This is a genomic window from Listeria monocytogenes (genome assembly GCF_041765605.1).
Classification (GTDB): domain Bacteria; phylum Bacillota; class Bacilli; order Lactobacillales; family Listeriaceae; genus Listeria; species Listeria monocytogenes_D.
On sequence record NZ_CP168900.1, the window covers coordinates 690,260 to 713,178 of the forward strand.

Annotated in this window: 24 protein-coding genes and 1 pseudogene; 16 read left to right on the forward strand and 9 right to left on the reverse strand. The window is 37.4% G+C overall.

What is annotated here, in order from left to right; translation table 11 throughout:
* Positions 1-27: 27 nt before the first annotated feature.
* A complete protein-coding gene (ltaP, locus tag AB2Q86_RS03415) occupies positions 28-1,848 on the reverse strand; it encodes a lipoteichoic acid primase LtaP (RefSeq protein ID WP_012581806.1) in 1,821 nt (606 codons plus the stop codon).
* 234 nt (positions 1,849-2,082) lie between these two features.
* On the opposite strand from ltaP, the gene AB2Q86_RS03420 reads away from it, so the two are divergent.
* Together AB2Q86_RS03420 and AB2Q86_RS03425 are read left to right on the forward strand one after the other, a co-directional pair.
* Positions 2,083-3,474, forward strand: coding sequence for an amino acid permease (locus tag AB2Q86_RS03420; protein WP_012581805.1), 1,392 nt, complete (start codon positions 2,083-2,085; stop codon positions 3,472-3,474).
* An 88-nt stretch (positions 3,475-3,562) separates the two neighbouring features.
* Complete coding sequence (locus AB2Q86_RS03425) at positions 3,563-4,402, forward strand: VOC family protein (RefSeq protein ID WP_012581804.1); 840 nt, start codon at positions 3,563-3,565, stop codon at positions 4,400-4,402.
* A gap of 83 nt (positions 4,403-4,485) precedes the next feature.
* Here AB2Q86_RS03425 and AB2Q86_RS03430 read toward each other — a convergent pair whose 3' ends face one another.
* On the reverse strand, positions 4,486-4,770 hold the full coding sequence (locus AB2Q86_RS03430; protein WP_003729368.1) for a hypothetical protein: 285 nt from the start codon (positions 4,768-4,770) through the stop codon (positions 4,486-4,488).
* Positions 4,771-4,867: 97 nt separating this feature from the next.
* On the opposite strand from AB2Q86_RS03430, the gene AB2Q86_RS03435 reads away from it, so the two are divergent.
* From AB2Q86_RS03435 to AB2Q86_RS03450, 4 genes are read left to right on the forward strand one after another with little or no spacing between them, the layout of a single operon-like run.
* Positions 4,868-5,818 (forward strand): magnesium transporter CorA family protein, encoded by a 951-nt coding sequence (locus tag AB2Q86_RS03435; RefSeq protein WP_003729369.1) that lies wholly within the window; start codon positions 4,868-4,870, stop codon positions 5,816-5,818.
* 23 nt (positions 5,819-5,841) lie between these two features.
* Complete coding sequence (locus AB2Q86_RS03440; protein ID WP_003729370.1) at positions 5,842-6,483, forward strand: GntR family transcriptional regulator; 642 nt, start codon at positions 5,842-5,844, stop codon at positions 6,481-6,483.
* A 42-nt stretch (positions 6,484-6,525) separates the two neighbouring features.
* Positions 6,526-9,216, forward strand: a complete 2,691-nt coding sequence (locus AB2Q86_RS03445) for a YhgE/Pip domain-containing protein (RefSeq protein ID WP_012581803.1) — start codon at positions 6,526-6,528, stop codon at positions 9,214-9,216.
* Between the two features lie 45 nt (positions 9,217-9,261).
* On the forward strand, positions 9,262-9,909 hold the full coding sequence (locus AB2Q86_RS03450; RefSeq protein WP_012581802.1) for a GntR family transcriptional regulator: 648 nt from the start codon (positions 9,262-9,264) through the stop codon (positions 9,907-9,909).
* A gap of 9 nt (positions 9,910-9,918) precedes the next feature.
* On the opposite strand, the gene AB2Q86_RS03455 is transcribed toward AB2Q86_RS03450, so the two are convergent.
* Positions 9,919-10,455: a GNAT family acetyltransferase gene (locus AB2Q86_RS03455; RefSeq protein WP_012581801.1), complete on the reverse strand. Its 537-nt coding sequence runs from the start codon at positions 10,453-10,455 to the stop codon at positions 9,919-9,921.
* Entirely contained in the window at positions 10,442-11,443 is a 1,002-nt protein-coding gene (locus AB2Q86_RS03460) for a DUF975 family protein (protein ID WP_003729374.1), read from the reverse strand. Before AB2Q86_RS03460 ends, AB2Q86_RS03455 begins: the two co-directional genes overlap by 14 nt.
* 190 nt (positions 11,444-11,633) lie before the next feature.
* On the opposite strand from AB2Q86_RS03460, the gene AB2Q86_RS03465 reads away from it, so the two are divergent.
* On the forward strand, positions 11,634-11,843 hold the full coding sequence (locus tag AB2Q86_RS03465) for an Lmo0654 family protein (RefSeq protein WP_012581799.1): 210 nt from the start codon (positions 11,634-11,636) through the stop codon (positions 11,841-11,843).
* Between the two features lie 67 nt (positions 11,844-11,910).
* Positions 11,911-12,618: a metallophosphoesterase family protein gene (locus AB2Q86_RS03470; protein WP_003729376.1), complete on the forward strand. Its 708-nt coding sequence runs from the start codon at positions 11,911-11,913 to the stop codon at positions 12,616-12,618.
* A gap of 45 nt (positions 12,619-12,663) precedes the next feature.
* Here the strand turns inward: AB2Q86_RS03470 and AB2Q86_RS03475 are convergent, their stop codons facing one another.
* Positions 12,664-13,227: a DUF420 domain-containing protein gene (locus AB2Q86_RS03475; RefSeq protein WP_003729377.1), complete on the reverse strand. Its 564-nt coding sequence runs from the start codon at positions 13,225-13,227 to the stop codon at positions 12,664-12,666.
* Positions 13,228-13,346: 119 nt separating this feature from the next.
* Here AB2Q86_RS03475 and AB2Q86_RS03480 point away from each other — a divergent pair, with 119 nt between their 5' ends.
* Both AB2Q86_RS03480 and AB2Q86_RS03485 read left to right on the forward strand, forming a co-directional pair.
* On the forward strand, positions 13,347-13,763 hold the full coding sequence (locus AB2Q86_RS03480) for a hypothetical protein (protein ID WP_003729378.1): 417 nt from the start codon (positions 13,347-13,349) through the stop codon (positions 13,761-13,763).
* 41 nt (positions 13,764-13,804) lie between these two features.
* The gene (locus AB2Q86_RS03485) at positions 13,805-14,434 is read left to right on the forward strand and encodes an endonuclease III domain-containing protein (RefSeq protein WP_012581798.1); all 630 of its coding nucleotides are present in this window, start codon (positions 13,805-13,807) and stop codon (positions 14,432-14,434) included.
* On the opposite strand, the gene AB2Q86_RS03490 is transcribed toward AB2Q86_RS03485, so the two are convergent.
* Positions 14,431-15,327 (reverse strand): Rgg/GadR/MutR family transcriptional regulator, encoded by an 897-nt coding sequence (locus AB2Q86_RS03490; protein ID WP_012581797.1) that lies wholly within the window; start codon positions 15,325-15,327, stop codon positions 14,431-14,433. The two genes, AB2Q86_RS03485 and AB2Q86_RS03490, sit on opposite strands and share 4 nt — an antisense overlap.
* Before the next feature lie 233 nt (positions 15,328-15,560).
* Here AB2Q86_RS03490 and AB2Q86_RS03495 point away from each other — a divergent pair, with 233 nt between their 5' ends.
* Together AB2Q86_RS03495 and AB2Q86_RS03500 are read left to right on the forward strand one after the other, a co-directional pair.
* A complete protein-coding gene (locus AB2Q86_RS03495; protein ID WP_003724400.1) occupies positions 15,561-15,842 on the forward strand; it encodes a helix-turn-helix domain-containing protein in 282 nt (93 codons plus the stop codon).
* Between the two features lie 283 nt (positions 15,843-16,125).
* The gene (locus AB2Q86_RS03500) at positions 16,126-18,855 is read left to right on the forward strand and encodes a LapB repeat-containing protein (RefSeq protein ID WP_014589017.1); all 2,730 of its coding nucleotides are present in this window, start codon (positions 16,126-16,128) and stop codon (positions 18,853-18,855) included.
* A 53-nt stretch (positions 18,856-18,908) separates the two neighbouring features.
* Here the strand turns inward: AB2Q86_RS03500 and AB2Q86_RS03505 are convergent.
* Positions 18,909-19,216, reverse strand: a pseudogene (locus tag AB2Q86_RS03505) (carboxymuconolactone decarboxylase family protein).
* 162 nt (positions 19,217-19,378) lie between these two features.
* Here AB2Q86_RS03505 and AB2Q86_RS03510 point away from each other — a divergent pair.
* Positions 19,379-19,753, forward strand: a complete 375-nt coding sequence (locus tag AB2Q86_RS03510) for a hypothetical protein (RefSeq protein ID WP_012581794.1) — start codon at positions 19,379-19,381, stop codon at positions 19,751-19,753.
* Between the two features lie 40 nt (positions 19,754-19,793).
* Here the strand turns inward: AB2Q86_RS03510 and pdxK are convergent, their stop codons facing one another.
* Together pdxK and AB2Q86_RS03520 are read right to left on the reverse strand one after the other, a co-directional pair.
* Positions 19,794-20,609, reverse strand: a complete 816-nt coding sequence (gene pdxK, locus AB2Q86_RS03515) for a pyridoxine/pyridoxal/pyridoxamine kinase (protein ID WP_012581793.1) — start codon at positions 20,607-20,609, stop codon at positions 19,794-19,796.
* A gap of 25 nt (positions 20,610-20,634) precedes the next feature.
* Entirely contained in the window at positions 20,635-21,501 is an 867-nt protein-coding gene (locus AB2Q86_RS03520) for a Cof-type HAD-IIB family hydrolase (protein ID WP_012581792.1), read from the reverse strand.
* Positions 21,502-21,674: 173 nt separating this feature from the next.
* On the opposite strand from AB2Q86_RS03520, the gene AB2Q86_RS03525 reads away from it, so the two are divergent.
* From AB2Q86_RS03525 to AB2Q86_RS03535, 3 genes are read left to right on the forward strand one after another with little or no spacing between them, the layout of a single operon-like run.
* Entirely contained in the window at positions 21,675-22,238 is a 564-nt protein-coding gene (locus tag AB2Q86_RS03525; protein WP_012581791.1) for a maltose acetyltransferase domain-containing protein, read from the forward strand.
* On the forward strand, positions 22,235-22,498 hold the full coding sequence (locus AB2Q86_RS03530) for a DUF5327 family protein (protein ID WP_003729387.1): 264 nt from the start codon (positions 22,235-22,237) through the stop codon (positions 22,496-22,498). Before AB2Q86_RS03525 ends, AB2Q86_RS03530 begins: the two co-directional genes overlap by 4 nt.
* Positions 22,499-22,507: 9 nt before the next feature.
* Positions 22,508-22,885, forward strand: coding sequence for a DUF423 domain-containing protein (locus tag AB2Q86_RS03535; RefSeq protein ID WP_009924834.1), 378 nt, complete (start codon positions 22,508-22,510; stop codon positions 22,883-22,885).
* Positions 22,886-22,919 lie beyond the last annotated feature (34 nt).

Below are 22,919 nucleotides of genomic sequence, written 5' to 3' on the forward strand. Positions count from 1 at the left end.
TATCCAGATTTGCTGGATACTTCTTTTTTATTTATCTTCGTCTCGTAATGGTAAGTTGTTTACATAGCTATCGGAATACTGTAAGAGTTTTCGGCTAGCGTCAAAGCGTTTCTTCACATCACTCGAAAGTTCTTTGTTTGTTCCATCATAATTCGTTGCTGCACCAGTTTCGAAGCTTTCATCTGGTTGGTACATGTAAGAATTGGTGAAATAGCTTCCTTCTGGCATTGTGTAGCGTTCAGGTACGTAATTATTTGATGAGTTGAGGATATCGGTTCCAAACATAATTTGGTCACCAGTTTTAATGCCAAGTAAATTCATGACAGTTGGCATAATATCAATTTCGCCACCAACATTTTTAATTTCACCAGGGTTTTCCATGCCAGGATAATGTAAGAAGAATGGAATACGGTAATCATCAGCTGGATTTGCTTTTAACTGAGTGGAACGATTGACGTATTTTTTTTGTTCTTCAGGTAGTTGGTCGGTTTTGATAATGTGATGATCGCCGTAGAAAACGACAACAGAATCATCCCAAATGCCGCTATCTTTTAATTTTTGAATGAATTCACCAAGTTGTTTATCCGCATAATGAACCGCTTCGAAATAGTTACCAAGTTCTGTATCTTTTAAATCGCTCGGTAAGTCGATTTCTTGCTTATCTTTCGGAATATCGAATGGCATATGACTACTTACACTAATTAATTGCGCATAGAACTTTTGGTTGTTTTTGTACTGCTCTTCTAGAATCGGAAAGGCTTTGTTATAAAGCACTTCATCACTAGGAGAGAAGCCGATAACGTCCTCATCGCCAAAGAATTTACGATCATAAAACTTATCAAATCCTACAGCAGGATAAAATTCATCGCGATTGTAAAAACTAGCATCATTTGTATGGAAGGTCGCTGTTTTATAATCATTTTTGCCAAGTAAACGAGGCATAGACGGGATTACCCGGTCGCCGTAAGTTTGTGTGTTTGTATAATAACCACTTGGGAAAGTCGATGTATAAACGGACCATTCCGCATCAGCCGTATTTGACTTAGAGACAGTTTGGAAAAATTGGTTGGAATACATGGTTTCGTTTTGTAAGCTATCTAATGTAGGCGTAATCGACTGACCGTTAATTTTGACGTTCGTTAAATTACGCTGGAATGACTCGAGTTGAACGATAATAAGATTTTTCCCTTTAGCAGCACCGAAGTAATCGGGATTCGACTTAACCGATACACCTTTGATGTCATTCACGTTTTTTGCAGTAATATCTGCGGCTTTAACATGATCTGCACCAGTAAGCGCAGTACTGATATTAAATGTGAAAATTCCCATTCGTTTTGCGCGCTTGGAGTCACTGATAATGTTTTGTTGCATCATAAAATAAGTAAAACCACTTAAAACGAGCAGCGTACTAATAAATGATACGCCATAAACACGGCTAGTTAGGCGGAATGAAGGGAACTCGTGTCCTTTTTTGATATGGAAATAAAGGATAAATGGTAGCAAAATAATATCTAAGATGTACAACCAGTCTGTCCCGCTTAGCAGGCTTGAAGCACTGTTCTTAACTACGCCAACCTCACCGATAAGAGAGAAGCTGTGGTATGTTGGGACTTCATTATAAAACCGGGCGTAAAGTACACATACGAGCATTAGAATCCCAATAAATAAAGACATTCCTGCATACCAATAAATGTGCGAGCGAACCGGTGCGAATAAATGAATTAATCCAAGAAGTAAGACGATAAACAGCAGGTCCATTCCAAGTGCCAAGAAATTAGGATCTTTAAAAATCTGGAAATAGGCGAAAGTGAACTTACCAATAATTAATAAAAAATAAAATAAAATCAACTGAATTCCTCTTTCTAGCATGCTTTGTGCTAAACACGCACAAATCCATTCCTTCTAATTTTAGCTTAATCACGCGTACAGTGCAAATCATGAAAGATGATTCTGATATATTTGGGTAATAGGTTCTACTTTAGGAAAGAATGATTAGTTTTTGTATTTTTTCTCACAATCCTATTGACCTTTAAAGTGTAAAAGGATATCCTTTTAGAAGACTGTAAAAAGGTAGGAGACAAAATGAATTCATTATTTAGAAGAAAACCGATAGAAGATTTAATGCATAATAAAAGTGGTAGCACGCATTTAAAGCAAACACTTGGACCGCTTGATTTAACTTTACTTGGGGTCGGGGCGATTGTCGGAACGGGGATTTTTATTTTACCTGGAACAGTGGCTGCGAAAAATGCGGGACCAGCGATTATTTTCTCTTTTGTGATTGCGGCGATTGTTTGTGCGATTGCAGCAATGTGTTACTCGGAGTTTGCATCTAGTGTTCCTGTTGCAGGGAGCGCCTATACGTATGGTTATGTTGTTTTTGGTGAGTTAATTGGATGGTTGCTTGGTTGGGCACTTATTTTGGAATACGGGCTTGCAGTGGCTTCTGTAGCAAGTGGATGGTCTTCTTATTTAAATGCGTTGCTTTCAGGCTTCCATATCTCTATTCCAAAAGCCATATCTGGGTCTTTTAATCCAGAAGTAGGTACATTTATTAATTTACCAGCAATTATTATTGTTCTTGTTATTGCCTTTTTATTAACGCTTGGAATAAAAGAGTCCACGCGTGTGAATACGATTATGGTGGCTTTAAAAGTCGGCGTTATTTTACTTTTCTTGGTTGTTGGCGTATTTTATGTCAAACCGGATAACTGGCAACCGTTTATGCCATTTGGAATTAGTGGGGTTATGAATGGTGCGGCGCTAGTGTTCTTTGCTTATTTAGGTTTCGATGCCGTTTCCTCCGCAGCAGAAGAAGTGAAAAATCCGCAACGAACGATGCCGATTGGAATTATTGGTTCGCTACTTATTTGTACGGTGTTATATGTGGCTGTATCCGCTGTTTTAACTGGAATGGTGCCGTACACAGATTTAAACGTAACAGATCCAGTGGCTTATGCTTTGCAAGTGATTAACCAAGATTGGGTAGCTGGCATTGTATCACTTGGCGCGGTTGTTGGGATGATTACAGTAATTTTAGTAATGAGTTACGGGGCGACTAGACTGATTTTTGCGATGGGACGTGATGGTTTATTACCAAAAGTACTTGCAGAAATTAATCAAAAATACCAAACGCCTGTTAAAAACACCTGGATTTTTGCAGTGATTGTTGCAATTATTAGTGGGCTTGTGCCATTGGATCGATTGGCTGAGTTGGTTAATATTGGAACACTCTTGGCGTTTATGATGGTGTCTATCGGGATTATCTTTTTACGTAAAAATAAAGATATTCAAGCGAGAGGATTCAAAGTACCATTTTACCCAGTTCTTCCTATTGTTTCGTTCCTATTATGTGCGTTTTTAATTAGCCGTTTGTCTGTTCATACGTGGATTCTTTGCGGAATTTGGTTTGTTATTGGATTAATTGTGTACTTTGCTTATGGTAGAAAACATAGCGAATTACTTAAAAAATAATTAACTTACTTTTTGTAAGTCGTTTTATTGGAATTTGAACGCTCCTTATGTTGTAATGAATGTATTACAATAAAAGGAGCGTTTTTACATGGTAGAAATTAGTGAAGAGTTACGACTAGGCGAAGTTGTATTGAATGTTGGACATTTAAAAGAGATGGCAGGCTTTTATCAAGAAGTAATTGGTTTGAAGTTATTAGAGGAAAATGAGCGAATGGTTCGGCTCGGCGTGAGTGGGTCTGATGAAGCTTTACTTGTTCTTAAAAAGATAGATAATGCGGTTGTTCCAGAAGTGCCGCGGATTGGCTTGTTTCATACCGCCTTTCTTTTACCAACGCGAGAAAGTTTAGCAGATGTGTTACTTCATTTAGCTAAGTCAGGTTATCCGATTGATGGGGCAGGCGATCATGCGTATAGTGAGGCACTTTATTTACATGATATTGAAGGTAATGGTATTGAAATTTATGCGGACCGCCCAAAAGCAGAATGGATGCGTGATGGAGATGGCAATTTACCGATGGTGACAGAACAAGTTGATGTGGATTCGTTGCTTCAAATTGCGACAGGCGAACCGTTCACGGGGATGCCAAACGGAACGATAATTGGTCATGTGCATTTACAAGTGGCAGATGCTGACAAAGCAGAACAATTTTATAAAGAGGCACTTGGAATGAACTTAACGACCGCTATTCCGACAGCTAGGTTTTTCGCTGCTGGTGATTATCATCATCACATTGGATCAAATGTCTGGGCAGGGCGTAACTTGGAAAACCGAGGAGAAAATGAAACAGGACTCGGATGGTTTACGATTATTACTCCTGATAAAGAGGCGATAACAGCTAATTTAGAACAACAAGGATATGATGTAAAACGAATAGAAAATACTATTTCTGTAACGGACTCGAATGGAATTAAAATACACTTTAAATAAAAAAAGAACTGTTTAAGCGAAAAATGAGCTTAAACAGTTTTTTGATGCGATAATAAGGGAAAGGTAGATTAGACTAATTATTTTTAATGTTTACGTTGCATTGTTTTCTTGAAAAACCAATTACTTGATTGAAAAATGGTTTGGAGGATTAAAAAGATACCAATACCGAGATTTAAATAAGAAAGCGCTAAGGCTGCATTGTCTGGGAATGAATTTTGCACAGCGAGAAAAGTGATAAAGAAGCCACTATTGGCGCAAAATGCTATCCAAAACCAAGATAACCCGCTAAGTTTGCTTACTACAAAAGAAAGGCCAGAGACAGTTGCTGCTAAAACAATTCCTGTAACTATCATAGACATAAATTCCATTTTCATCGCTCCTTTGTCATAAATGAATTATTATTAATAATAATGTAACATAAATGAAATATTTTGTAAAGAAGATACGAAGAAGGGAGATATCTAGATGATTGAATTTTTTAAGACAACTAATGGAAAAATGGAGCAACTTTCTGCTTTAGAAGATGGTTGTTGGGTAAAAGTTACTGCTCCAACAGATGAAGAAATAGAAATATTAAGCAAGGAAATGGATGTACCAAAACCATATATTTTAGATGCATTAGATTCTGAGGAGCGGTCTAGAATAGAATTGAAACGAGCAGAACAAGATGTCAGACATTCACTAGTCATTGTGGATTATCCATACGAATCAAAGGATGAACTAGGTTATGCGATGTATGAAACACTTCCGATTGGGATCGTTTTGACTAGAAAACATCTCGTAACAATCACGTTGCGAGACTTACCAATTCTAAAAGATGTGGAGTCAATGAAGTTAGAAGAATATGATACAACCAATCATAAGCAATTTTTGTTAAAATTATTGTACGCTGTATCTTATTATTACCTCAAATACTTAAATCAAATCATTAAACAGACAAATAATTTAGAAATACAGATTAAACAATCGATGAAAAATGAGCAACTGTATGCTTTTATGGCAGTTCAGAAAAGTTTAGTGTTTTTTGCAACAGCTCTTCAATCGAATAAAGCAATTCTCGATAAAATGGAAGATGTGGAACATTTTATGCAGCAAGAGGACAATCACGATTTGCTCAGAGATGTTATTATTGAGAATAAGCAAGCAATTGCGATGACGGATACATACACCCAAATAATTAGCGGGATGTCCGACGTATTTTCTTCGGTTATTTCAAATAATTTGAATATCGTGATGAAATTTTTAACATCTTTTACGATTATTTTGTCATTACCAACGATTGTGGCTAGTATTTATGGGATGAATATTAAGCTACCGTTTATGCATAATGAGCACGCGTTTGCATTAATTCTTTTATTTACGCTATTAATTACAACGGGGGTAACAGTGATTTTTTGGCGTAGAAAGTACTTTTAATATATAGAAAACGAGGGATGAGCATGGAAAAACAAACATACGAAAAATTAGCATATTATACAATCAAAGAAAAAATTCTCAGTGGAAAGCTTCATGTAGGGCAACATATTTCAGAAGCTGGTATTGCAAAAGAATTATCTATTAGTCGAACGCCAGTCAGAAAAGCAATTGCGGTTTTAGTATCCGAAGAGTTAATCGAATACGAGCTGAACCGGGGGGCAATTGTGATTGAAAGTAGCATGAGCGCTGGGCGTTTTATTGAATTACTAGAGATGGCTGAAATCCTTGTTGTACAAACAATTGAAAAGTGTAAAAATAAAAACTTAACCTATAAACCAGAGCAAGGTAACGCATTATTAGCGGAAATGCGCGAAATTCAAAAAGAAGAAGATGTAGAGGCTTATTTGTCCTTACTTAGCAAATGGCTGTTACAATTTGTGGCGCAGTTGGCTAATAGTTATGCCGAGGATATTGTCAGGAAAATGAAGCGTGATTTCTTTAATAAAGCGCAAAAAGATATTAAAATAATTCCTGTGCTCTTGGAAGAAGAAACGATGGAAACGTTAGAACAATTAACTTACTACATGGTAGAAAAGAAACACGATTTAGCAAAAGAGGTAATACAAAAATTAGTGAATTTGTATATTATCCGTACATTTAGATAGTATTTCTAAAGGTAAATTGCTTAAAAACAGGAGGTGCTTTTGATGCGGAAAGTATACGAAATATTTATTTTAGACTGGCGCCGTCTCTTTAAAGCGCCTTTAGCTTTATTATTAGTAATTGCATTAATTATTTTGCCATCATTATATGCTTGGTTTAATATTGAAGCACTTTGGGATCCGTACTCCAACACATCGGGAATCAAAGTGGCAGTTTCGATTGATGATGAAGGCGCGGAAATAGACGTACCAGGGAAAAAGCCCCAACAAGTGAACGTCGGGGACCAGCTAAAGAAAACGCTAGAAAAAAATAAAAAACTCGGTTGGACTTTTGTAAGTGAGGATGAAGCGAAAAAAGGCGTGAAAAGTGGGAAATACTATGCGTCTATCCACATTCCAAAAGATTTTTCAGAAGATATGGTTTCGGTCGTAAATGATAATGTTACCAAACCGACAATCGATTATTCCGTCAATGAAAAAATCAATGCTATCGCACCAAAAATGACCGAGAGTGGTGCAACGACGATTGTAAATCAAATTAGTTCAGAGTTTGTCGGTACAGTTAGTAAAGCCGTTTTGGAAGAGTTTAATAAAGCGGGAATTGATCTTGAAAATGAATTGCCAACAATTCGTCGCTTAAAAACCAAGGTATTCCAAGTGCAAGATGCTTTACCAGAACTGAAAAAAATGGGAGCAGAAGCGGTCAAAATAGAAGCCAAACTACCTGAACTGAAAGCGAAAGCAAACCAAGTTGTCGAGCTAAACGAAAAAATCCCTGAACTAAATAAAGCGACAGAAAACGTCTTATTAGTGGAACAACAACTACCAAAAATTGACCAGCTGGGGCAAGATATTTTAGTACTCCAAAAGAAAATCCCGGAAATCAAACAAATCGCCGAATCGGTAAAAGAAGTAGATGAAAACTTCGGAACGATTAAGAAAACGGTCAATGACGCAGTGAATGAATCGGGCAAAGCGCTTGATGTGATTGATACAGCGATGGAGGCAATTCCTACAGTAGAAAAAATCGCGCAAAATGGCAGCGGCTATGTGGATAAAGTATCTGATTTTGCGGATGAAATCAATAAGTCCTTTGATACGTTAGCGCCTGCTATTAAACAAAACTTAACGCTAATGAAGCAAATGGCGGACAACATCTATCAAGTGACAGAAGCAATCAAAAATGGTTCAATCACGCCAGAACAAGCTATTACGGAATTGAAAAAAATGGAGCAAGATATTGATTCCTTGCAGCAAATGATTACGAAACAAACAGCGACATTAGAAAGTTTAAATGAAACGCTGCCGAACAAACCGTTTACTGATTTAATTACGAATTTAAAAACGATTAATAGCCAGTTAGGCGCGCAAAAAGAGACGATTACAAAAGTACGTACAGAACTTGAAAATGGCGCGCAACCTTCCGAGGAACTTTTAAATCAACTGAATGAACAAGCAAAAAATGTTAGCGCGAAATTGGACCAAATTTTAGCCAACTATGATTCGGAAATCGTCCCAGCCATTAAAGTCGGCTTAAATCAAATTCAAGGGGATTTAAAAGATAGCCAGAAACTGCTAGAAACCCTACAAGCGAAAATCCCAGAAATTACGCAGGTTTTAAAAGATTCGAGGGAAACACTACAAACCGGTCAAACATACTTAAAAGAATTCCAAGAACGCTTACCAGAAATTCAAAAAACGTTAGATGAAGCGACAAAAGTAATCAACACCAAGCTCGACACGATTATCGCTGGCATTAACGAAGCAGCCAACTTTTACCAAAACGATTATCCGAATGTAAAAGCGAACATAAAAAAAGCGGCCAACTTCATTCGTGATGATTTACCAGGACTTGAAAAAGAAATAAACCAAGCTTCTGGCCTCATTCAAGAAAAAATGCCGGAATTCGAAAAAGCGATTAAAATTGCGGCCGATCTTTCGAGGGAAGAATTGCCGGAATTTGAAAAAGCCATTAATAATGCAGCGAATAAAATTACCGATTTTGATAAAAATTACGATTTGCAAAGCATTATTAAGATGCTCAGGAATGATGCGGATAAAGATAGTTCGTTTATTGCCAACCCAGTTAAACTAAAAGAAACAAGCTACTATCCAATTCCTAATTATGGTTCGGCAAGCTCACCATTTTATACTGCACTTTGTTTATGGGTCGGCGCGCTCTTGTTGATTTCGTTATTACGTGTGGATGTAGAAGTGCCGGCAGGAATTTTCAGCCATTATCACCGATATTTTGGACGATTGCTGACCTTCCTATCTATCGGATTAATGCAGGCGCTTATCGTGACGCTCGGGAATATTTTCTTGCTTGGGGTATCTATCGCGGAACCATTACTACACGTCCTTTTCAGCATGTTTATCAGTGTGGTGTTCATGACAATTGTCTACACGCTCGTATCGCTATTTAATAATGTCGGAAAAGGGATTGCGATTATCCTGTTAGTTTTACAAATTTCAGGAGCAGGCGGGAACTTCCCGATTCAAGTTTCGCCACCATTTTTCCAAGCGATTTATCCATTCTTGCCATTCACTTATGCCGTTAGTTTAATTCGGGAAAGTGTTGGAGGGCTTTATATGCCAACGGTCTGGATTGATATGAGCGTACTTGCTGGATTTGCGATTCTCTTTATCGCCCTAGGTATTTTGCTCAAAAAACCGCTCGACAAAGTAGTACCCAAGCTATCAGAAAAAGCAAAACGAAGCAAGCTCATCCATTAATATTTTTTCTGTGATATAATTACGAGCGAAGAGGGGGCAGACTTTGTGGCAAATAAATTTAAAACATTAGATAAAATGGTTTATAATTTACTTCTTGAAAAAATCAAAAACGGCGAGTTAGTGGCGAATGAACATTTAGCAGAAGAAAAGTTGGCTACGGAATTCGGTGTTAGCCGGTCGCCACTCAGAAAAGCAATTGCAACGCTTACTGCTCAAGGTATTGTTAGTTATCACGAAAATAGCGGTGCTGTTTTAAATGATTGTATTATTGATTCGGCTCGTTATGTGCAGTTGATGGAAACCATTGATATATTTGTCGATGCAGCCATTATAAAAGCAGCCCATTATGGTTATGAAATGGATTTGGAGAAATTAAATGAGCGTGCGCAAGAGATGGAACGATTTTCATATCTAACTGATATAGAAAATTATTATGATGCGCATCATCGTTTTATTCTTTGCTTAATTAGTTTTGCGGAAAATCCTTATCAAGTACGCATCGTCAAACAAATTTTCTTCCAAATGGTTCATTTTTCAGATGGAATTAATATGTTTAAATCCGTTGAAATTAGAGAATGGACTAACAAGAAAAGTAATCAAATTTGTGAGTTGCTCGCAGAAGAGGAAACCGAATTAGCCAGGAAGACAATTAAGTCTATGTTTGCGGAATTAACGATTCAAGCATACAGATAAAAAGAGCTGTCACTTTTGTGACAGCTCTTTTTGATATAAATAAAAACCGTTTTTCTTACCAGAAAATTGAAAACCATAGCGGACATACATTTGATTGAGCGTCTCATTGCTTTCAATGCAATCTAACCGAATGAAAGGAACGGACATTTCGATACCCAATTTTTCTGCAAAATAAATCATTTGTTTACTTAATGAAATTCCGGAAAATACTCGAGAAACCATAATCCGGTGTAAATAATATGCTGTATCAATTGCCAAATCTTCCCATAAATCCGTATCCCAATCACTTGGTGTTTTTCGAATAATCATTGCCCCCGCAAGTGCACCCGCTTCCGTTTCAAAAAGGGCAACTTCCCCAAGTTCAATACGTTGTTCCATATTATGAACATCAAAACCATGCAAAATATCGCTCCACTGGGTTGAACCCGATTCTTTTAACCAGCGAGCTGTATCCATCATCAAGTCATGTATTTTTAGTCGATCAGTTGGCAAAGCAAAGCGGACTAGAAATTCCAGTCCGCCAGCCGTAATTTTATTTTGGTTCATTGTTATCTTTTGGAGCTTCCGGTGTTTCGGGTGCTTCCGGAGTCTCGGGTGCCTCAGGAGTTTCAGGAGTTTCAGGAACTTCCGGCGTTTCTGGTGTTTCAGGAGCCTCAGGAGCTTCTGGTACTACAGGCGTTTCGGGTTCTTTTGTTGCTTCTGGTCCGAAGCCTTCTGGATGAGTATCTTCCACAAATGGATCAGCTTCTGTTGTTCCAAATGGAGTTACTTCTTCTTCCACGATGACAGTTTCTTCTGTAAAAGTGCCTTCTGTTGCTGCGTATAAATCATCGTAGAAAACAGCGATAGAAGTGATTAGATAAGGATAAACATAAAGCGAAATACCAAGAGTAATTAACCACGATGCTAAGATTAACACAAGTCCACCAAACGTAGCACCGGCAGCAAGAGCGGAAAGTACTTCAGCAGGATCAGCTGTATAAGATGTAGTGGCCATTCCGCCAGCAACGATAACAGTACCTGCAATTGCTACAGCAAGAGGAATTAAATACCATAGAAGGAATGTAAGAGATAGTCCAAAAAGTCTACCTTTATGTCCATTCATCATGTGGCGGCTTTCTGTAATAGCATCTAGCGCAGAAATATTTGGGTTATCTCGTAAGATAAAGAATGTTTGTGAATAAGAGTAAGTTTTAATAATTCCTGGTACGATTAATAGTAAGCTCCATAAGAATGTAAAAATAGAGATTAGTAAGTAAGCTAAGACCGTACGTCCAAATTGTTTAAAACCACTAAACATATAAGCAACATCTGGTTGTTCGCGGCGGCTAATTGCTAGGTACACCCAAGCCACCCCAGTATAAAGAGGTCCAGTTAGTAGGAATATTGCAATCCAACCAATGACTGGGATCCAACCAATTATTCCTCCACCAACAGTTTCGATTAACCAAGCAAGTACAAATATTCCAATGGCAATTCCCCAGTTGCCACGAAGCGACTCTTTTGCTGTTTGTTTTACTTGTGAAATAGTCATCATAGTAAAAACTCCTTTTTCATTTATTTTTAAGTATAATAGCAAAAATACCTACTTTTAAAATAGCACATTTTTAAGGACTAATACAGTAATAAGAGGTGTTATAAAAAATTGCTGAAAAAAGGATTACTTTTCTAGTTATTGGGGAATTGTAAAGTTGTGTAGTATGATTAATTTGGAGGTGGCGCATATGGCCCATGAGAATTTAAGAGAACTAGAAGATCAATTAATTGAGTTGCGACAAACATATCAAGAGGTAATCAGTGAAACACGAGACTTTGAAGATCCGCAACTCCAAAATGGCCCCATCAATGCAGCAGAAGTTAGATTAAGTGCATTACGTCACGAAATTGCAGAAGTAGAGAAGAAAATCAAAAAAGCAGAAAAAGAAACCGAATAAGAAAAAAGCGTCCATTTGTTCATTTAGCAGAGGGGCGTTTCTTTTACGTAGATTTGGAGGTATAGCCATGAAGCCTATTTTTGCTGTGGGGGATGTGCACGGAGAGATTACGCTTTTAGATGAATTACTCGAAAACTGGGATAAAGAGCGAGAACGGCTTTTGTTTGTGGGGGATTTGATTGATCGCGGTGAGAACCCTGCTGCAGTACTTAGAAGAGTGAAAGCATTAGCCGACCAAACGGGAGCGATTGTCTTAAAAGGGAACCACGAACAAATGTTACTAGATTTTCTCGAAAACCCTTCTGGGAAAATGCATTATTATTTAAGTCAAGGCGGTATGGAAACAATTCAATCCTTAATCGCGGACTCACTAGACAAAAAAATGACGCCGGAGGGACTTGCGGAACGAGTAAAAGAAGAAGCTGCTGAACTCATTGATTTCATCCGGAACTTGCCGCTCTATTATGAAGAAGGCAAATATGTATTTGTGCATGCAGGTGTAGATTTGACGAAAAAAGATTGGCACGATACCGAGGAGCGTGATTTTTTCTGGATTCGCGAACCTTTCTTATTTGGACAGAATAAAACCGGGAAAGTCTTTATTTTCGGGCATACCCCGGTACAAAATTTACATATTGATGAAAGTTCTGGTATTTGGGTTTCGGAAGATAAAACGAGGCTCGATATAGATGGTGGCGCAGTTTTTGGCGGGGAACTTCACGGTGTTGTTGTGGAAGAAAAAGTCATCACAAAAAGTTTTTCTGTAAAAAAATAAGCATCGAATGGGCTCTTAATAAGCGCTCATTCGATGCTTTTTTGTTTAATAATACGGTGCCATAAATAAGTATACTAGTACGCCAGTTAAGCTGACATATAGCCAAATTGGCATGGTCCAGCGAACGATTTTTTTGTGTTTCTCAATTTGCATGGTCCAGCCCCAAACAAGTGCAAATAGCGCTAGTGGAACAACGATTGCTGCTAAGAAACTATGTGTAATTAAAATGAAGAAGTAGATTGGTCGGATAATTCCAGTGCCGCCAAATGTAGAAGTTTCTGCTGAAAGATAATGGAATGTTAAGTAAGTTACTAAGAAGAATAATGTAGATGTAAATGCTGCTAAAATGAAGCCACGGTGCATTTTAATGTTTTTCTTTTTTATAATCGCCCAAAGTGCAATAACTAAAAATACAAAGGTAAAACTATTAAAGATGGCGTTCATACGCGGGAAAATAGTGATGTCGAAATGCACTGCTCCTTGATACCCAATTGGTGAGAAGAATAGTAGCAAAATCACCACAACCGCGACAAATGAAATAATCATTATCGGCCAAAAATAGTTTTTATCTGATGTCGGTTTTGTGAGTTTTTCTTTATTTTGTTCCATGAAAAAAATAGCCCCCTAAATATAAAAATTGCTGTACTTCTTTCATTATACATGACGAACATATCGGATGCGAAAGATTGAGCTTTTAAGGTATAATGGTTGGGGAAAGGGTGTTTCTAATGTCGATTATTGCACGAGAACTAACGAAAGCGGAAGAAGCTGAAATTATCCGTTTAAAAGAAGAAGGCGAAGTAATGCTCCAAACGGACGGAACTCCAGAAGAGCGCATCGAGAAAATTACTGAGTACTTAAAAAATACCTCGCCAGACCCTGATTTGGCAGAAGAATTGGGCTATATTTTAGGCTCATTGTACGGAGAGGCAGTGCGTGAAAAGTATGAGTGGCGCTGGCTGTTTGTCTCAGAAAATGATTTAGAAGGCTACGCGATTACGTCGAAAGAGCATGGCTATACGTTTATGGTGCATGATTATTTTATGCAAGTAATCGTTCAGAATAAGCCAGATAATAGCAAAATGCTATTTGAATTGATGGTTGATATGACTGGGAATCGAAATGATTTTCGGATGATTGGTTAAGGAGAATAACTGTTTTTGATTCCTTTTCGAGGTGATGCAAGGTGAATGTAAATGAACAAAAAGTGTTAGTTTTAAATAATTTAGTGAAGCATTATGGTTATCAAGATTGGTGGGAAGCGGATAATCGTCTGGCTGATTGGCTTTCGATGATATTAATCCAACGCACGACAGAGAAAAATGCCAAACAAGCATTAGCGAACCTTGCACCATATTTAGATTTAGATTGCTTACTTGAAATGGATAAAGCGAAATTGGAAGAATTAATCTATCCAGCGGGTTTTTATAAACAAAAAAGTATCTATATTAAAGCACTTGCTGAGTGGTTCTATGGCCACGGTGCTAGTTTAGATAAGTTTCAGACGTATTCAACGGAAGCTTTACGAAAAGAGTTGTTAGGCATAAAGGGCGTCGGGGAAGAAACGGCGGATGCAATGTTGCTGTATATTTTTGAACGGAATGTGTTTATTGCTGACTTATATGCCAGACGACTATTTACTAGGTTTGGTTTTGGTGAATATACAACTTATGCACAAATGCGCGATGAATTTATGCCAATAATAGAAAATATTCCACATAAATTATGTAAAGAATGGCACTCAGTCATTGATGTTCACGGAAAACATTTTGGGAAAGACAAAAGTATGAATGAAGCTTGGCTGCTAGAAAGCTAGCTCTTAACAATATTTATACCTTTTATCCTGATAAACTGATCCAACAAAATTTCATATAAATAAGCAATTTCTTCAAAACGGAGGTCATTCATAATTTGAATGGCTTTTTTTGCTTGCTTATAACCTTCTTGGATATGATTATTTTGCATTTTTACTAACCCTTTTAAAAAATGAGAGATATTCCGGTAAAAGGCGCTTTCGTTATAAAGGCATAAAGAATCTAACAGAATGATGAGTTTATTAGCAGAGGATAGTTGACCGCGCGAAATAAACATTTCAATCGTATTAATTAAAAGGGTGCATAAAACACGTCTGGCACGGTCGTAGTTTTTATAAGAGTGAATGGCCTTAATGACCTGGTTTAAAAATTGAATTTGTAAATCTTCTTCAAAAAAATAGATGGAGTTAGCGCAAATCTTAAGTTCTTCAAGTGTCCACGTATCAATCGAAAATAAATACTTTTGAATCGTGCATTTGTCTTTAGATGTAATGACGTCTACTGTAAATTCATGATATTTAAAGAGATGTTCGACCAATTTAATTCGCGAACGAACAAATGCTTTCCAGACCTCCACTAATTCGCCATTATGTTTAGAAAGCTCGCTATATAATAGTTCCAAACTCGCAAGATCATATATATTTCCGTGTTCTTGATTCATGCATAAATAATTTTTCTCAGCTGATACTGACAATTCTCTATGGATATAAAAGAACTCGTCCAAGTCCATATTCATCCGTTTTAAAATTTTTTCAAATAAGGTTAGTGTGATGTCGTGCTTTCCTTTTTCAAATTCGATAGCGAAGGATTTGGAAATGATATTATCGTATAAATCTTTTTGATGTATTCCTTTAGAAGTGCGAATATCTCTCACTGTTTTTCCATACCCGACCATTCAAGTTACTCCTTTTGTTTCATAATTTAGATGTGGGCTGCATCTAAGAGGTGTTGCAAGGAGTTTAACAGCCATTTTACTTTTAAATCGTAGCATAGAAAATTTGGCGGAAGAAGTCCTATTTTTAGGACTTTATGAAAAAATGTTAGGAAAACTTGATATATTAGAAATGAAATAACAGATATATTTGCATCTTTTTTTATGATATTTAACAATAGAAAGAAGGAAGTTTTATGGCTAAAGCAAAATATGACGAGAATTTCAAAAAAAGTTTGGTTGCTTTATATCGCAGAGGGAAAACGAAGCATAGTATCTGTCAGGAATTTAGTGTCCCTAATTCAACTTTTGGAAAATGGATAAAAAAATTTAATAATGATGACAATATTGAATCGAACGAAATCTTAAATATCTTGCAAGCGCAGGAACTAAAAAAACAACGGGCCCTATTAGAAGAAGAATTATCTATCTTAACAGAAGCGATTAATGTCTTTGAAAACCCACCAATTAAAAATTGAATACTATGTTCAAAGTGAAATTATTTATATCATAGTAAAGAAAACAACCGTTCTCTATCTAAAATTAAGAGAACGGTTGTTTTTTTATTTTTTTAGTAAGAAATATTTTCTATTAAATGCTTTTTGACAATTTTTAGTCACATTTTGTCTGTAATCGCTTATATTAATGGACTAATTGGAAGTTCTAAGTAGATATAATGGTTTTTAGTTAGGTACAGAGATACGCAAGAAACACCGGAGGGCTTGGGACAGGTCAAACCATACTACAAAGGAGGAGATGTAATTGAAGAAAATTTTACATATTGTTATCGCACTTAGTGTAATTTGTTCGATAATTTTAGTGCCAGTAGATTGGTCCGCAAAAGCAGACGGTAATAATAAGCGAGATGATCTTATTAAATCTGTCAGTTTTTATAATTCAAATGGACAAAATGTAACGGCGAAGGAAAACTATAATGAAAAGCTCAATTATTTTTTAGAAGTAGCTTTTGGAGGGAATTCTTTCCAAAAAGGGGACTATTTTAATATTACTTTATCATCTGATGCCTTACTCTATACAGAGAAAGCCTATGATTTGAAAGTGGATATTGACCCAACAGCGGTAACTAATGAACAAGTAGTTGGTAAGGTTACTGTAGAAAAAATTAATGGCTCACCAACATTGCACTTTCTTTTTACAGAAGATTCAGAGTCTTTTTTCATAAACAGCTTTGATGCGAGTTTTAAAATACAGGTGATGCCAGCGCATGGCGATAAAAACGTTATTAATCTTTCCTATAGTGGCGCTGCAAAAAACTTTAAAAACATTGGGACGAGCAGTGTGGAATGGAACGTAAATATGGCAGATGACTGGCCGCCAGTTGGAATTAGCGATTTTTCTAAAATAAGTGGCGATTTATACCATGCGATTTTAGTATATGAAAAGCCAAGTAGCAAAGTGAATTACGAAACAGAAATTTTAGTATCGTATCCGCTTTTTGAAAAACGAATTCCACTTGGAAATGTGCAAAATATCAAAATTGAAGTTTGGGATGAAGCGAAGGCGATTTATAGAGTTGGTGTAGCCGGGGTGGATTACGGAACGATTACATACGATGTTGGAACTCCATTTGTAGGAGGTCCTATTTTCCAAATGAATTGTACTATTCCGTTCAAAGGGATTTCTACTAAAACTCGTGTTAGTTTTGATATTGATACGAATGTGGACGGGAAACCTGGAACAACAGATCCGTACTTAGTTAGTCTTTCTTCCGTATCATCAGCTACAAAGTCGCTGGAATTCTATCCAGTGAATAATGCTGTTACGCAAATGACAGCTACCTTTTTTGGGAAAGTAACGACGCGCTTTGAGGATGAGTTAGGCAATCCAGTTACTTTTGATAATTATAGTACTGTAACAACACCAGGGAAAGTCAATCAAGATGGTAAATTTGAAATAGCGGAACCTTTTTTACACAATTCCGTCCAAAACGTGGATAAACACGCCTATGATACCCTTTTGGATACTAATAAATATAAATTATTAGAGGTAACTTCTCCTAATAAACTATCTGAAACAGCGGATAATTTAAGTATTCAAATAAAGCGTGGTTATCAGAATGATGTTTTATACAAAATAAAAGCTCTCCAAAAACCGGTCATTAGCGCACTTCCTGAAATCGAATATAGTAAAACAGTGAATAGGACCATGGAAGAGTTTTTGGAAGATGTGGAAGCAAAAACAGATATTCCAGCTGATATAGACTGCGATTTAACGAATGTGAAATGGGGCGTGCCAGGAGACTACCCTGTTCTTATAACCGCGGTGAATGAGGATAATCAAGCAGCGGATCCTGTTCCTGTAACGATTAAGATTTCCAAAAATCCCGCACCAGTCATAACGGTAGACCCAGAAATAACCTACGATAAAACAGTGACAAAAGAGGAGAGCACATTACTAAATGAAGTAAATGCGCGAACAAATGACGGTTCGACGATAACTTCTAACATTAACGACAAAGTAAAATGGGGCGTGCCAGGCGATTACGAGGTTACTTTGAACGCGGTAAATGAAGACGGCGTGGCAGCGGAAGCGAAAACATTTATCGTCCGCATTTTAAAAAGCCCAGCACCAATAATCACGGTAGATCCTGAAATAACCTATCCGAAAACAATAACTAAAACGGAAGCTGAACTCCTTCAAGAAGTAAATGCGCAAACAAATGATGGTTCACCGCTTGTTTCTGATATGAATGACAAAGTAAAATGGGGCGTGCCAGGCGATTACGAGGTTACTTTGAACGCGGTAAATGAAGACGGCGTGGCAGCGGAAGCGAAAACATTTATCGTCCGCATTTTAAAAAGCCCAGCACCAATAATCACGGTAGATCCTGAAATAACCTATCCGAAAACAATAACTAAAACGGAAGCTGAACTCCTTCAAGAAGTAAATGCGCAAACAAATGATGGTTCACCGCTTGTTTCTGATATGAATGACAAAGTAAAATGGGGCGTGCCAGGCGATTATGAAGTTACGTTAAACGCGATAAATGAAGACGGCGTAGCAGCGGAAGCGAAAACATTTATCGTCCGCATTTTAAAAAGTCCAGCACCAATAATCACGGTAGATCCTGAAATAACCTATGATTCCACGATAATAAAAAATGAAACAGAGCTATTAAAAGAAGTCCGCGCAAAGACTAATGATAACTCAGCTATTACTTCCGATGCTCCAGATAAAGTGAAATGGCAAACGCCGGGGAACTATACTGTGACACTAAATGCGATAAATGAAGATGGCATTCCAGCTGATCCAGTAACGTTTATTGTACATATTGTAGAAGCCCAAAAAGCACCAATTGTTATAGAAGAAAATCCAGCTGGGACACCTACTAAGCCTACTAAGCAAAAAACCAAAGAGAATACTGTTAGCAAGAAAAAAACGCAACTTCCGAGAACAGGGGATACACAATCGAAAGCTATCTTAGGTGGGGTTCTTTGTTTGGGAGCATGGTTCTTATGTAGAAAGAAATAGCAAGGACAAAAAAACTTAAGTGAATTTACTTAAGTTTTTTTGGGAGTTATTTATTAAACTTCATCATATGCTTCTAAAGCAACAGGTAGGGCCTTATAACAGTATTTCCTACAGCTGGTAGACCAACGAGAATGGCGCTAATAATCTCTTCACGCGTCGCACCGTTTGTCTTTGCCATTTTCACATGGAAAGGGAGTCCGCTGTCTAGGCGAGTGGCGGCCATGACAGCAATGTATGCTAGTTCTTCTGTTTTTTTATCAAGTTTACTTGCGGCATCTAGTTTATGTACGGTTTCCATCCAGGCAGAGTGTACTTCGGGAGCTTCTTTCGCGAACGCTTCAAATGATTTGCTTACTTTCACTAAAATCCATCTCCTATTAAAATTTTATTAAGCTTTGCACATTTAATCTAGCATAGAATATGTGAAACTTGCAACAAATAGAATAGACAAGCAAAGACTTTCTTGCAAAGTGATTCTGCAATAGGTAAACTTAGTATAAAAAAATAGTAGAAAGGAAATTTTATGGATGCTCATATAGAAAAAATACAAGATGTTATTGAATTAGTTAAGACGAGAAAATATAACGAAGCAGAAAAATTACTTTTTCATTTATACGAAACTTTTCAAACCGAGTCTCCCAAAAACATACCTGAAGTATATTTTAAACGTGATAGAATCGGCTATACCCGATGGGAAAATGCTGATTTAAATGAACTAGGAAAAATAATACAAAAAATTCTTATTTATCTTGATAAACAGGGGTTTGTTAAATCTGATATAGTGATTGCATATATGGAAGGTGCAGAAAAAATAAGTGACTTAGAAGGAATGAAAAATACAGATACTTTAAAAATATTGAGCGTATTATATGGTATTATGTATGCTTACTCAGCTTGATAATTTAAAAAAACCGCCCAAACACTGGGCGGTTTTCGTATTATCTATTTTCTGCTTTATTATAAGCGCCATGCCAAACAGGACCGATGAATTCGTTTAGTGCAAATCCACCTTTGATAGCTGCTGTGACAAAGTCTTTTGCTTTTGCGACTGCTTCTTCGACCGTTAAACCTTTTGCAAGTCCAGCTGTGATTGCTGCTGCGAAAGTACAACCAGCACCGTGATTGTGGCTTGGAGAGATTTTTTCTACTTCATAGATAGTAAATTCTTCGCCATCATAAAGTAGGTCGATTGCTTTGTCGCTTTCTAGGGCTTTTCCGCCTTTGATAACTACGTATTTAGCACCTAATTCGATGATTTTTTTCGCTGCTTTTTTCATATCATCTAATGTAGTTAATTTGCCAAGACCAGATAATTGACCTGCTTCGAATAGGTTTGGTGTTGTGATTGTTGCTTTTGGAAGCAGTAGGTCGCGGATAGCTTCAGCGTTTTCTGGTTGGATTAATTCGTCTTCGCCTTTACAAACCATAACTGGGTCGATTACGACATTTTTTAAATCATATTTGTCGATGGCTTCACGTGTAGCTTTAATGATATCAATCGAACCTAGCATTCCAGTTTTCATTGCGTCAACAGGGCCGCCAGAAAGGATTGTTTTCAGTTGTTCGCGAACAAGTTGCGCATCAATTGGAGTAACGCCATGTGCCCAGTTGTTGTCTGGATCCATTGTTACGATGGTTGTGATTGCGCTAAAACCGTATGTGCCATATTCTTCAAACGTTTTTAAGTCTGCTTGTAAACCAGCACCACCACTTGAATCAGAACCTGCAATAGTTAATGTTTTTTTGATTGTCATTCGTGTTTCCTCCTATAAATAAACTTTAGTCATTTGTTTCTAACATTTTATAGATGGCTGCTGCAACGCCGTGCTCATCATTCGAAAGAGTTACGTGTTCTGCAAGGTCTTTGACTTCTTCTTCGCCGTTACCCATAGCTACACTGTAACCAGCCATTTTTAACATCGAAATATCATTCATATTATCTCCAATTGCAAAAGTTTCATCAAGTGTTACGCCTAATTTTTCTACGTAATATTGTAAAGAAATACCTTTTTGTGCTTCGCGGTGAGTGATTTCAATATTATCAGAGAAAGAAGATGTAACGGATAGTTCGGAATCTTTTTCTAGTTTTTGTTTGGCTTTTGCAAGAATGTCTTTATCAGAAGAGAAGGAAATGAATTTTAGAATGGTTAAATCTTTATTGCCTAAAATACGCTCTACATCTGGAATTTCGTGAACGTCCTTGGATTCAAAACGTTCTTCTACTTTATCCATAATGGTTTCTGCGGAAACGTCTGGGTGGATGCGTTTGTGCATTTCAATCATAAATTCTTTGCCACGAGCTTTGTCTGTTGTGATTGGGCCCATGTCAGTGAAAAATTCGGTATACATACCTAATTCAGTTAGCGTGTTGTAAGTGTTTCTTGCTAGGTTTCTATCGATCGGATGTTGCAAAATGATTTTGCCGTGTTCGTCACGAATTTCTGCACCATTCATACAAATAGCTGGTGCATATAAATTAGCTTTATTAATTAACCCCATTGCATCGTCATACATACGTCCGGTGCAAAGAACGAAATGAATTCCTTTGGCGCGGGCTTTTTCGATTGCCTCGACGTTTTCTTGTGCAATCTCGATATCAGAGTTAAGTAGTGTGCCATCCATGTCTGAAGCAATAACTTTAATCATAATATTAAATTCCTCCCCAATTTTACCTACTTCACTAGAATATCATTTTTTTAAGAAAAATGCACAAAAGGTAGCTGCGCGTAGTTTTTTAGGTGGAGCGATTACTTTACTATATTTCTGTGATTCATTTGGTTATAATGAATAAGAATAAAACGTGGATAGGATGTGTCAGGATGAAAACAGAACTAGAAAAGATGATTGCAGGAGAAATGTATGATCCTAGCGACAGAGAGCTTGCACACGGAAGAAATCGTGCACGTAAGTTCTGCAGAGAGATTAACGATACAATGGATTCAGAGTCCCGTGCAAGCGTGCTGAAGCGCCTATTCGGCGGAACAAAAGAGAATGTATATGTGGAACCTGATTTTCGTGTTGATTACGGTTCTAATATTTATGTAGGCGAAAATTTTTATGCTAATTTTGATTGTGTTATTTTAGATGTTTGCGAAGTACATATTGGCGACAACTGTATGATGGCGCCGGGTGTTCATATTTATACGGCAACGCATCCGCTTGATCCGGTGGAACGTAATAGCGGGCTAGAGCTTGGTAAACCAGTTGAAATTGGCGATAATGTTTGGATTGGTGGTCGGGCAATTATTAATCCGGGCGTGAAACTTGGAAATAATGTCGTAGTTGCTTCAGGCGCAGTTGTAACGAAAAACTTCCCCGATAATGTCGTCGTTGCCGGCAACCCAGCACGCGTTATTAAAACAATTGAGGTTGAGGAAAAATGATTATTGCAGATTCAAAGATTTTTGAACAAATGGAAAACGAATTAGCGAAAGCAAAAGCAGCAACCACAAAAGCGAGCCAGGATAAACATTTGCATGGTTTGATGCTGCTTGTTCAGCTTGCAAAAACAGGCGATGAGACAACTGCAGCTGTAGAACCGATTGCTATTCAGCCAGCAGAACCAGCGCAAATTGCAAGTATGGATGGCAAAAAAATAGAGTTAGAAGACGGCGCGAATGGAGACTCGTTGCTTGATTTTTAGGGGGTAACTATGAAAAAAACAATTATTACTGGAGCCATTTTTGCAGGGCTGGCAGTTTTACTAGGGGCTTTTGGGGCACATGCTTTAAAAGACGTACTTGGAAGTTATGCGAGTACTTGGGAAACCGGTGTTCAGTACCAAATGTTTCACGCAGGAGGCATTTTAGTTGTAGGGCTATTGATGGAAAAACAAGCTAGTCGGCTTTACACATGGGCAGCCATTTTATTTGCAACTGGAATTGTCTTTTTCTCCGGTAGTTTGTATGTGTTAAGTATTTCTAAAGTATCCATTTTAGGTGCGATTACGCCTATCGGTGGTGTTTGCTTTGTCGTTGGTTGGTTCTTGCTAATTTTAGGAGTATCAAGAAGAACGATGAGTAGATATTAAATCAAAATAATCGTCTTTTCGCGTTCATTTCAGT

What these genes read in the sequence shown, in the direction of transcription:
- AB2Q86_RS03430 (WP_003729368.1), bottom strand. Translation starts at nt 4,770, where the DNA reads ATGGAATTTATGTCTATGATAGTTACAGGAATTGTTTTAGCAGCAACT.
- AB2Q86_RS03530 (WP_003729387.1), top strand. Translation starts at nt 22,235, where the DNA reads ATGATTATTGCAGATTCAAAGATTTTTGAACAAATGGAAAACGAATTA.
- pdxK (WP_012581793.1), bottom strand. Translation starts at nt 20,609, where the DNA reads ATGACAATCAAAAAAACATTAACTATTGCAGGTTCTGATTCAAGTGGT.
- AB2Q86_RS03475 (WP_003729377.1), bottom strand. Translation starts at nt 13,227, where the DNA reads ATGGAACAAAATAAAGAAAAACTCACAAAACCGACATCAGATAAAAAC.
- AB2Q86_RS03425 (WP_012581804.1), top strand. Translation starts at nt 3,563, where the DNA reads ATGGTAGAAATTAGTGAAGAGTTACGACTAGGCGAAGTTGTATTGAAT.
- AB2Q86_RS03495 (WP_003724400.1), top strand. Translation starts at nt 15,561, where the DNA reads ATGGCTAAAGCAAAATATGACGAGAATTTCAAAAAAAGTTTGGTTGCT.
- AB2Q86_RS03455 (WP_012581801.1), bottom strand. Translation starts at nt 10,455, where the DNA reads ATGAACCAAAATAAAATTACGGCTGGCGGACTGGAATTTCTAGTCCGC.
- AB2Q86_RS03445 (WP_012581803.1), top strand. Translation starts at nt 6,526, where the DNA reads ATGCGGAAAGTATACGAAATATTTATTTTAGACTGGCGCCGTCTCTTT.
- AB2Q86_RS03460 (WP_003729374.1), bottom strand. Translation starts at nt 11,443, where the DNA reads ATGACTATTTCACAAGTAAAACAAACAGCAAAAGAGTCGCTTCGTGGC.
- AB2Q86_RS03480 (WP_003729378.1), top strand. Translation starts at nt 13,347, where the DNA reads ATGTCGATTATTGCACGAGAACTAACGAAAGCGGAAGAAGCTGAAATT.
- AB2Q86_RS03520 (WP_012581792.1), bottom strand. Translation starts at nt 21,501, where the DNA reads ATGATTAAAGTTATTGCTTCAGACATGGATGGCACACTACTTAACTCT.
- AB2Q86_RS03465 (WP_012581799.1), top strand. Translation starts at nt 11,634, where the DNA reads ATGGCCCATGAGAATTTAAGAGAACTAGAAGATCAATTAATTGAGTTG.
- AB2Q86_RS03525 (WP_012581791.1), top strand. Translation starts at nt 21,675, where the DNA reads ATGAAAACAGAACTAGAAAAGATGATTGCAGGAGAAATGTATGATCCT.
- AB2Q86_RS03440 (WP_003729370.1), top strand. Translation starts at nt 5,842, where the DNA reads ATGGAAAAACAAACATACGAAAAATTAGCATATTATACAATCAAAGAA.
- AB2Q86_RS03535 (WP_009924834.1), top strand. Translation starts at nt 22,508, where the DNA reads ATGAAAAAAACAATTATTACTGGAGCCATTTTTGCAGGGCTGGCAGTT.
- AB2Q86_RS03490 (WP_012581797.1), bottom strand. Translation starts at nt 15,327, where the DNA reads ATGGTCGGGTATGGAAAAACAGTGAGAGATATTCGCACTTCTAAAGGA.
- AB2Q86_RS03420 (WP_012581805.1), top strand. Translation starts at nt 2,083, where the DNA reads ATGAATTCATTATTTAGAAGAAAACCGATAGAAGATTTAATGCATAAT.
- AB2Q86_RS03435 (WP_003729369.1), top strand. Translation starts at nt 4,868, where the DNA reads ATGATTGAATTTTTTAAGACAACTAATGGAAAAATGGAGCAACTTTCT.
- AB2Q86_RS03510 (WP_012581794.1), top strand. Translation starts at nt 19,379, where the DNA reads ATGGATGCTCATATAGAAAAAATACAAGATGTTATTGAATTAGTTAAG.
- AB2Q86_RS03470 (WP_003729376.1), top strand. Translation starts at nt 11,911, where the DNA reads ATGAAGCCTATTTTTGCTGTGGGGGATGTGCACGGAGAGATTACGCTT.